Below are 9,165 nucleotides of genomic sequence, written 5' to 3'. Positions count from 1 at the left end.
AAGCCCATCATCCCGCAAGCGGGCATCATCGCAGATACCGATTTTTACGCCGCGAAAAAGGCGCTCTGGGACAAGGACATCGACGGCGAAATTTTGATCAACGAAAGCGACGTGGAGCAGCTAGAAACCGGTGGGCGCTACTGGTGCGAGATCACGCAAGTAGCGGGCGGCCAGGCGCTAGGCAAGATCACGGCAAAGGCGTAGGATGCTAAGCGCGTCCGTTTTACGCAAGCTAAAATCTGGGCAAAATCTGCTTGCATTTTCGCACGGCGTCGATAGTACGGCGCTTTTTTACCTTCTGGACGAGGCGGGCGTGAAATTTGACTTTGCGATCGTGGACTATAACGTCCGCGCGCAAAGCAAGAACGAGGTCGCGTCAGCACGAGATCTGGCGGCTAAATTTAACAAACAAATCTATGTAAAAAGCGTGCATCTTGGCGCGTCAAATTTTGAACACGAGGCGCGCGCGGCCAGATACGATTTTTTCGCCGAGATTTGCCGCGAGCGCGGATATGGAAATTTGATCTTGGCGCATCAGTTTGACGATAAATTCGAGTGGTTTTTGATGCAGCTTGGCCGCGGCGCGGGGCTTAGCGAGCTGCTAGGCATGCAAGAGCTAGAGGCTCGCGAGGATTACGTGATCGCTCGTCCGCTTCTAGGCGTGCGAAAGTGCGAGCTGGAGTGGTTTTTGCGTGAGCGAAACCTAAAATACTTCACCGACGAGACGAATTTAACGGACCGGTTTAAACGCGGATTTATTCGCGCGAAATTTAGTAAGCCGTTTTTGGACGAATATTTTAGCGGCGTGAAAAAGAGCTTTGAGTTTTTGGCGGCCGATGCGTTAAGCTTAACTCCCGAAATTTCTAATATCGCGTCTAAAATTTATCTCATAAAACGTGGCCAGGGCGAGCTTCGCGGCGTCGATCAGGCGTGCAAGCGACTAGGGCTCGTGCTAAGCTCGGCGCAGCGAAACGAATGCGCGCGCTGCCTAGAAAACGGCGCAGGCTGCGTGCTAGGCGGCAAGGTAGCCGTGGGTGCGGGCGAAAATTTTATTCTCGTAACGCCATATATCAAAGCCGCGATGGACAAGAAATTTAAAGAAGCGTGCCGCACCTTAAAAATCCCGTCGATAAACCGCGGATTTTTATTTGCCGCAGGCGCGAATCTTGCGCTATTTGAGGAGCTTTTATGAGCGTTTATTTTACCTCCGATCTACACTTCGGTCACGAGCTGGTGCTGAAAAAATATCCAAATTTTAGAAAAGGCGCGAACGTGGCCGAGATGGATGAAAATCTCATCGCCGCTTGGAATGCGCTCGTTACGCCCGAGGATCTCGTCTATAATCTCGGCGACGTCTCCTTTCACAAGGATTTTACGCACACTTGCGAGTTACTTCGCAGACTAAACGGGCGACATTTTTTGTTACTGGGCAACCACGACGGGCGGATCGCTGCGATGAAAAACGAACTGCTAAGCGGACGCAAGGCGGACGGCAATTTTATGTTTGAGCAGATCGTGGGATATGCCTTTGTGCGCCTATCGCATAAGAGAGCGGCTCTGTCTCACTACCCGATGATCGAGTGGGCAAACTGCCATTATGGCGCACTGATGCTCTACGGTCACCTGCACGCAGATATCGCTAAGGTTTCGGGCAGAGCGCTAAACGTAGGTTTTGATCTGCACGGCAAAATTTTAAGCGAGGACGAGGTGTGGTCGTATCTGAAAGATATCCCGCCCAAGGCCCATCACGCAAGCGAGCTAGAGGGCATTAGCGATAGCGACGACGTGGAGCAAAGGCGGATTTTGATAGAAAATTTTTTGCGTAAAATTAATCAGAGTTCGTAAAAAATAGAATTTGCGGCGCAAGACGGATCTTTGCGGCAAATGAGCTTAAATTTAAAAGCGAGTCGTTTAAATACTGATTATTTTATCTAGCCAAAATCCATTATGTAACGCGAGATAAAATTTAATAAAATGCGGCGCAAACAGGCAACTAAATCGCACCAAGCAAGCGCAATTGCAAAGATAAAATTTTAAAATTCTGCCTCGGTGCGGAGCGAAAAATTTGATCTAGCGGGCTTCTAGCATCACGATTTTGTTGATGTAATCGGCGAAATTTAGATTTATCAAATTTGTTTTGATGAAGATGCGCGTGAAAATCACATAACCGATCTCGTTGCTGAGCGTGCCGTCTGAGTAGATGAAAACATTGGTGAGAAACTCGCTATTTTCGGATTTGTAGAAGGTCTCAATCTGAAAATTCAAAAGCTCATAAAATAGCTCGTCCGCGTCGTTCATCGCGGCCTGCATCTCTTCGTCGATGCGCATTATGTCAGCATACAGCACGCGCTCTTGGTTAGCGACGACGAAACACGCGCGGTTATTAAATTTCAGCGCGAACATTGCCATATTTTCAAAATCGCTTTGATTTTTTAGCAAGAAGTATAAAATTTTAAATAAACTAGCGTGCGAGCTAAATTCTATTCCAAAAGTCTCATCCGCCGCCTGTGCACTTGCGCGAGGGAATTCCACTATGAAGCTATCATCGACTTTTTGATAAATGCTATTTTCTTTAATCATATAATCCTCGTTAAAATGCACTCTTTGATTTTCGTCGTCTATCAGTACGCAAGAGATTAAATTTTTATCACTCAGATCCGCAAAGCCCGCCAGCGAGGTAGCCAGATCATTTTCTTGCGCGATGGGAAAGCGATCGGATTTCTCATCCAAAATTCTTTTACCAAAGCCCAATTTTCTATAAAAAAACTCGCATGCGTCGGCACTTTTAGCGACGCCGAGGAATGATTTTGCTTTAAATAGTGCCATTTTTTCTCCTAAAATTGCAATTATACCGAAACACTATTATTTCAAACTAAAATTTAGCGTCCTGCTCGGCGCTTGCAAAAAGCAGTTGCCTGATCGCCTCTTTGCCCGCATCAAGGTCAAGCCCTGCCAAATTTAGCGGCGCGCTGAGGCTATAATTTATGCGCGAAAACAGCTTTGGCAATACCATCTCGTCCCAGCTACGAAATTTCCAAAAACTGCTCGCTTCGTAATTTAGCGCGTAAATATCTAAGCTTAGCCGCTGCGCAAGGATCACGGCTCCGTCCGCGACGCTGTGAAGGGGACCGCGCGGACCGTCGGGAGTGATGATGACGTCTGTGCCGTTTTTTATCTCCTTGATCGCGCCCATAAGTGCGCGCGCACCGCCTTTGAAACTGCTGCCGCGGATCGCACCGATGCCGAAATGCGAGATCACACGCGTGATTATCTCGCCGTCTTTATGATCGCTGATGATGACCTTAGCTCGCTTAGCATTGCCGAAATCCCGCAGCCACCAGCGCCTATAAGCAAAGCTCATCATCGCTAGCCTTCCGTGCCAAAACACGACGACGCAGGGCTTTTCGGGCAGTCTCGTGTGGGTAAATTTAACCCTGCACGTTAAAAAAATACACCAAATCAGGATAAAAATGAGATATTCGGCGATGCGGAAAAACAGCCGCTTTTTAAGCGATAACTTTTCCATAAAGCGCCATTCTGGCGGCATTTGTGATATGTACTCTGCGCGTTTTGCCTAACAGCTCCTCGCCGCCTTGCGCGCAGATTAGAAAATTTGAAAAGCTTCTACCGCACGCAGTGCCGCCCTCTCGCAGCTCCTCGAAATACACGTCGAAAATTTTATCTTTTTGCGCTCCTGCGATCTCGTCTAAAATTTTAGCGTGAGCGCTTTGTAGCCTGCTTAGCCTTTCGCTTGAAATTTCATCATCCAACGGCTTTAAGCTTGCCGCTGGCGTGAGCGGTCTAGGGCTAAATTTAAAGGAAAAAACCTGCTCAAATCTCACCGCTTCTAACACCTCCATCGTCTCGGCAAAATCCTCCTCGCTCTCGCTCGGATAGCCCACGATGATGTCGGTGCTGATCGCCACGCCCGGGCAGCTTTGGCGCAGTTTAAGCGCGCGGTCTAGATACCACTGCTTGGTATATCCGCGCTTCATATCGCGCAAAACCTTGCTCGAGCCGCTTTGCAAGGGCATATGCATCGATTTGCAAATTTTAGGATTATTGCAAAAAACGTCCAAAAATTTATCGTCCATATGCAGCGGATGCGGGCTAGTAAAGCGGATGCGCTCGATGCCCTCTATCTTGCTAAGCCGCACGAGCAAGTCACTGAAGTCGATTTTTTCGTGCGCATTAGAAAAGCGTTTGCCGTAGTTATTGACGTTTTGGCCGAGCAAAAATATCTCTTTGGCGCCGCGAGCTGCGGATCTTTCGGCTTCGCGCAAGATGATTTGAGCGGGGATCGAAATTTCATCGCCTCTAGTCTGCGGCACGATGCAGTAGGAGCACTTTTTGTCGCAGCCGATCATTATGTTTATGAAGGATTTATATGGCGAGCTCGCAAAATCTCCGAAGGCAAACTCGCTCTCGTCGTAGTTTATGTCCGTGCTGATAAATTTTGGCGTACGTACGGCTTGCGAAATTTTAGATACATTTCTGGCACCGAGTACGAAATCCACAAAAGGCGCGCGCTTAAAAATTTCTCCGCCCAGATGGCTTGCGGTGCAGCCGCAAACGCCGATTTTGGAGCCCTTTTTTCTAGCTTTATCGAATGCTCCGATCTCGCTAAAAAGCTTATGCACGGGCTTTTCGCGCACGGAGCAGGTATTTATTAAGATTAGATCCGCAATATTTACGTCGTCGGTAATCTCGTAATCTTGCTCTTTTAGCTGCGCGATAATATGCTCGCTATCGCGCACGTTCATCGCGCAACCTAGGGTCTGGATGAAGAGGAGTTTACTCAAAGGATATGCACCTCGTACATATACTCGTTTTCGTTCAGCCCGTATCGCACTATGCGCTGATACACGCTAAAACCCTTAGTGTCGAAAAAATCCACCAAAGCGGCTAAATCTTTTTGAGAATTTTCTCTATCCAGATAAAATATTTTTTGTCCGCTCTTTTCTACTTGGGCTTGCAAATCCTCGATCTTAACGCTTTTTGGCTTAGAAGCAAGCTCCGTTCTGGCAAGTTTTAGCTGCATGATCTATCCTTTCATTTATGTTTTAAACCCGCGAGTTTAGCGAAATTTAGATAATAATTCGTTTAAATAAAAATAAAGTCAAAATTCCATATAATACCGCACTTCAAAATTTAAAATCCAAAATTTAGTAGCACGAAATCAAATCTTAAGGAAAATTTATGGAAAAAATCACCGACATCATCGAGTCGATTGCAAATGAAAAGGGGCTTGAGCCCGCAGACGTCAAAGAGCGCGTCAAAACGGCGTTCATCCAGACCGCAAAAAGACTTTTCGGCGAGGAGCATCTTTACGACAGCGAAGTCGATCCGCAGACCAAACGCGTTAAGCTCTACCAAAAGGTCCACGTCGTCGCGGATGATGATGAGCGACTCGGCGATCACAACTTCATAGCGCTTAGCGAAGCCAAAAAAATAGGCGAAAATGCAGAGATCGGCGATGAGCTAAGCTACGAAATAAATATCGAAAATCTCGGTCGCACAGCTTCTGGCGTGCTGGCTAGAGAGCTAAATTTTCATATACAGCGGCTGCTTGAAGAGAAAATTTTTGAAAACTATAAAAGCAAGGTGGGCACCCTCACCCACGGCACGGTCACCAAGATCGATCACGACGGCACGACCTACGTAGAGATCGAGGATACAAAGGCTTTCATGCCGCAAAAAAACCGCATCAAGGGCGAGAATTTCAAAATCGGCGACGTGCTGCAAGCCGTCATCAAAAACGTAGCCATCGACAAATCTCACGGCATCAGGCTGGAACTTTCGCGCACCAGCCCAAAATTTCTAGAAGCCCTGCTCGCTGCCGAAGTCCCAGAGATCAAAGACGGCAGCGTCATCATTCAGGCTTGCGCGAGGATTCCGGGCAGGCGAGCCAAGATCGCGCTTAGCGCCGTCTCGCCAAACGTCGATCCGGTAGGCGCCACCGTCGGCAAAGGAGGCGCTCGAATCGACGCGGTGAGTAGATTTTTAAGCAAAAATTTGCAAGACGGAAGTGGCGGCGAGAGCATCGACGCGTTTGAATACTCCGCAAGCCCCGAAATTTTGATCACTCGCGCGATGGCGCCTGCGATCGTAAACTCGGTCAAAATAGCGCAGGATGGCAAGGCGATCGTCTATGTAAACCCAGATCAAAAAAGCAAAGCGATCGGCAAAAACGGCCTAAATATCCGACTCGCCTCGATGCTGTGCGGCTGCGAGATCGAGCTTATCGAAACCGGTTCGGCGAGCGAGAAAAAGGTCTCCACGGAGGAAGGTCTTAAAAATCTCGAAGCGCTTTTCGGCGAGCTGTAGAGCTCGCGCGCTTCGCTTTTTGAAATTTTGTAAGTTACGCTTTTTATAAAATTCTATTCTTTTAGGATTTTACGAATTGTAAATTTCGTCTTTTGAAAATTCTGCAGCAAAGCGGATTTTTGTTTTGCGCGTAGAATGTGCAAAATTTGAAGCGAGCGGTAATTTTGCGAATTCGGTAGCTAGCGAAATTTATAAAATTTTAATGCCCTGCGGAATTCTAATACGAAATTTTACGGAGTGCGGAATTTTAAAATTTAACATCAAAGCTAAATCTTGATCGGAATTTATGGCACGGAATTCTAGGCTCAATTCTATTCATGCGCTCGAATTGATGCGATATTTTAAATTTACACGACGCGCAAAATTCCAACCCAAGCTAGGTCGTACCTATCGCTCGTATAAAATTTCAACGTCGCCGTAATGCCAAAACGCCTTCGGCGCGAGGTATTCGCCGCCTAGGACAGCTAGGTTGAGTTCGAAATACTGCGGCGAAAATTCCGTTATTTTTGAAATTTCCTGCTCAAGTAGCGTCGTGCAGTATAGGTTCGCTTCGCCGCGAGGTCTTAGCGCAAAGCCCTCGCCGACGCGCTTAAGTAAAGAGGCGGCTAGGCGCGCCTTTTGTCCCTCGTTTAAAAATTTCATCCGCACCGCGCCAAAGTCTCGTGCATGCGCCAAAAACTCCCGCATCGAAACGGCCGCGACGCCCTCTCGCTCGCCCTCGCCCGTTACGGCGTGCACTACCAAAAGCGGGCGCTCGCGCACGATCATGCCTACGTGCGAGTATTTAAAATTCGTTGCGGTTGCGATTATGCGGCTGTCGGTGACGTCTCCTAGGCGAAAGACGAGATCGCCCGTGCGTAGATTTGATAAAATTTCATCCGGTACTCGCAGCGGCTCTCTGGCGACAGGCGCGCGCATTAGCGTCTAAAGCTCGCCGAATGCGCCTAGAGCGAAGATCAGGCAGACGAGAAGCTTTTTGGCTAAAGCGCAACCTTCCATTTGCCGTCTTTTTTGACGAGTTTAACGCTCTCGGTGCAGTTCGTGCCGTTTTTAAAAGACACGGCGACTTTCACGAGCGCCGATTTCTCGTCGCTATTTTGCAGCTCGCCCGAGACGCTCTTTAGCCCGCCGCGCTTGGAAGCCTCCTCCTTGCCGGCGCCTGCCATCTGCATCAGTTTGCCGTTTATCATCTGCATAGAGCCGTCGTCCGATCTGTCCTTATCGGGTATATCTATAGCATCCACCAAAGTCTTAGAATCGCCCTCGTATAGGGCTCTGATGAAGTCCTCGGCTACGCCTTTCGGGTCGCTGCTGCAGCCCGCTAAAACGAATATCACAATGAGCGCGAGTAGAAATTTTTTCATAAGCTCTCCTCGTAGAAACCTTAAGATTTTATATACGGACGATAAATATTTTTTAAATTCAGATCTTTCTGCTCGGGGGAATTTATATCGCGTTTGGATTTGCGAAAGGGGTATTCGGTCGTGCTTTTACTGAATTAAAATAGAATTTTGCATTCGGAGGAAAGCTCGTCTTGCCTCGATAAAATTTTATCTTGCCAAAGCGAAATTTTACTATGCTATCTGTGCACTGTGTCTTGCGGCACACCACTCAAACGGTGCCCAAACTCATTCGGTAACGCGCGAGGCGAGCTTTGCTTGTCGGAACTGAAATTTTAGCCGTATTTTGCGGTTAAAATTTTAAAATTTCAATGCCGCCTTCGTAGGATTGCTCGCTCGCGATTTAGCTTTTTGCTGCGACGCTCGCGAAATTATAAGGAAATTTTACCTAAATAGGGCTATAATTCAGCAATTTTTCTAAAGGAAAATCATGGAAACTTGGGCGACTTGGGCGCTTGCATCAGCACTCTTTGCGGCGCTGACCGCGATATTTGCAAAAATCGGACTCGAAGGGATCAACTCCCACTTTGCAACTTTTATCCGCACGATCATCATAGCCTTTTGCCTCGCCGCATTCCTACGCTACGCTAAAGCCTGGCAGCCGTTATCTAGTCTGAGCCCTCGCAACTGGGTATTTTTGATACTAAGCGGATTAGCTACGGGTGCATCGTGGCTAGCGTATTTCAAAGCCCTACAAATCGGCAAATCCTATCAAGTAGCACCGATCGATAAACTAAGCGTAGTGCTCGTTGTAATCATCGCCGTGATCTTTTTAGGCGAGCGCCCGAGTATTCGCGAATGGCTTGCGCTAGCACTCATCGGCGCGGGAGTGATGATGCTGGCGTTTAAATAGGGTGAATTTGCTTTAAATCTATCTCTTGTGGTCTTTTTAGCCACTACGCCATACGCTTTGTTGTAAAATAAACCCCCCTGCCGCTTCTGCAAAATTGCCGCCCTAAACCGCTATGATTTCTTATGGCTTGACATTTAGCCTACACGATTTCTAGGCATTGCCTGAAACGCGCCGGTAATCGGTTTGCCGATACCTTGCTGTAGTTAGGCGGTCTTTAGGGTAATTTTAGTTCTGCTTAAAAGCAGTGAGATTGAAATTTATGAGAAATCAAGAATTTACACCTTAAAATTCTAAAAAATATCGGCTCGTCGTACCATAAAATAAAATCGCATCCGCAAGTTTAAATCAAACTGTAAACTTCTAAATCTACAGTATAGTCGAGCAAGCTAATTACGCAAGATGCGAATTGAAATCTTGCACACTTCCATAGCTCCGCCTAAATTTATACGCTTGCTACCTAACTCTTGCATTCGCCGCAAGTGCTAGATCTGTAAAATAATAAGCTAAGGTCGGGAGAAATTTTACTCTCCCTTACCCTTCTTGCCCTTCTTACCTTTAGCCTTAGACGATCCCTCTTCTTTAGCT

At 47.4% G+C, this 9,165-nt stretch carries 10 protein-coding genes and 1 pseudogene; 5 read left to right on the top strand and 6 right to left on the bottom strand.

The genetic code is table 11. The features are described from left to right. From Q0605_RS08265 to Q0605_RS08255, 3 genes and pseudogenes are all read left to right on the top strand, one after another. Positions 1 to 204: pseudogene (locus tag Q0605_RS08265) on the top strand (30S ribosomal protein S12 methylthiotransferase RimO); the annotation flags it as partial. Position 205: 1 nt separating this feature from the next. Further along, entirely contained in the window at positions 206 to 1,192 is a 987-nt protein-coding gene (gene tilS / locus Q0605_RS08260; RefSeq protein ID WP_298706032.1) for a tRNA lysidine(34) synthetase TilS, read from the top strand. After that, the gene (locus Q0605_RS08255) at positions 1,189 to 1,845 is read left to right on the top strand and encodes a metallophosphoesterase (RefSeq protein WP_298706029.1); all 657 of its coding nucleotides are present in this window, start codon (positions 1,189 to 1,191) and stop codon (positions 1,843 to 1,845) included. The genes tilS and Q0605_RS08255 overlap by 4 nt, the downstream gene beginning before the upstream one ends. A 225-nt stretch (positions 1,846 to 2,070) precedes the next feature. On the opposite strand, the gene Q0605_RS08250 is transcribed toward Q0605_RS08255, so the two are convergent. The 4 genes from Q0605_RS08250 to Q0605_RS08235 are packed head-to-tail and all read right to left on the bottom strand — an operon-like array spanning position 2,071 to position 5,041. After that, positions 2,071 to 2,826 (bottom strand): hypothetical protein, encoded by a 756-nt coding sequence (locus tag Q0605_RS08250; RefSeq protein WP_298706026.1) that lies wholly within the window; start codon positions 2,824 to 2,826, stop codon positions 2,071 to 2,073. A gap of 46 nt (positions 2,827 to 2,872) precedes the next feature. Next, a complete protein-coding gene (locus Q0605_RS08245; protein ID WP_298706023.1) occupies positions 2,873 to 3,526 on the bottom strand; it encodes a lysophospholipid acyltransferase family protein in 654 nt (217 codons plus the stop codon). Continuing rightward, the gene (gene miaB, locus Q0605_RS08240) at positions 3,507 to 4,802 is read right to left on the bottom strand and encodes a tRNA (N6-isopentenyl adenosine(37)-C2)-methylthiotransferase MiaB (RefSeq protein WP_298706021.1); all 1,296 of its coding nucleotides are present in this window, start codon (positions 4,800 to 4,802) and stop codon (positions 3,507 to 3,509) included. Before miaB ends, Q0605_RS08245 begins: the two co-directional genes overlap by 20 nt. Next, complete coding sequence (locus tag Q0605_RS08235; protein ID WP_005870077.1) at positions 4,799 to 5,041, bottom strand: HP0268 family nuclease; 243 nt, start codon at positions 5,039 to 5,041, stop codon at positions 4,799 to 4,801. Before Q0605_RS08235 ends, miaB begins: the two co-directional genes overlap by 4 nt. Positions 5,042 to 5,199: 158 nt before the next feature. On the opposite strand from Q0605_RS08235, the gene nusA reads away from it, so the two are divergent. Beyond that, on the top strand, positions 5,200 to 6,327 hold the full coding sequence (gene nusA, locus Q0605_RS08230; protein WP_298706016.1) for a transcription termination factor NusA: 1,128 nt from the start codon (positions 5,200 to 5,202) through the stop codon (positions 6,325 to 6,327). 387 nt (positions 6,328 to 6,714) lie between these two features. Here the strand turns inward: nusA and Q0605_RS08225 are convergent, their stop codons facing one another. Together Q0605_RS08225 and Q0605_RS08220 are read right to left on the bottom strand one after the other, a co-directional pair. Further along, positions 6,715 to 7,245 (bottom strand): YiiX/YebB-like N1pC/P60 family cysteine hydrolase, encoded by a 531-nt coding sequence (locus tag Q0605_RS08225; protein ID WP_298706013.1) that lies wholly within the window; start codon positions 7,243 to 7,245, stop codon positions 6,715 to 6,717. Between the two features lie 62 nt (positions 7,246 to 7,307). After that, positions 7,308 to 7,691 carry a DUF4878 domain-containing protein gene (locus tag Q0605_RS08220; RefSeq protein WP_298706010.1) on the bottom strand — a complete coding sequence of 128 codons (384 nt, stop codon included), beginning with the start codon at positions 7,689 to 7,691 and terminating at the stop codon, positions 7,308 to 7,310. A 466-nt stretch (positions 7,692 to 8,157) separates the two neighbouring features. Here Q0605_RS08220 and Q0605_RS08215 point away from each other — a divergent pair, with 466 nt between their 5' ends. Continuing rightward, a complete protein-coding gene (locus Q0605_RS08215) occupies positions 8,158 to 8,580 on the top strand; it encodes an EamA family transporter (RefSeq protein ID WP_298706008.1) in 423 nt (140 codons plus the stop codon). Positions 8,581 to 9,165: the final 585 nt, after the last annotated feature.

Origin of the sequence: uncultured Campylobacter sp. (assembly GCF_938017705.1) — a bacterium.
Classification (GTDB): domain Bacteria; phylum Campylobacterota; class Campylobacteria; order Campylobacterales; family Campylobacteraceae; genus Campylobacter_B.
This window is presented reverse-complemented; position numbering and strand designations above follow the sequence as displayed.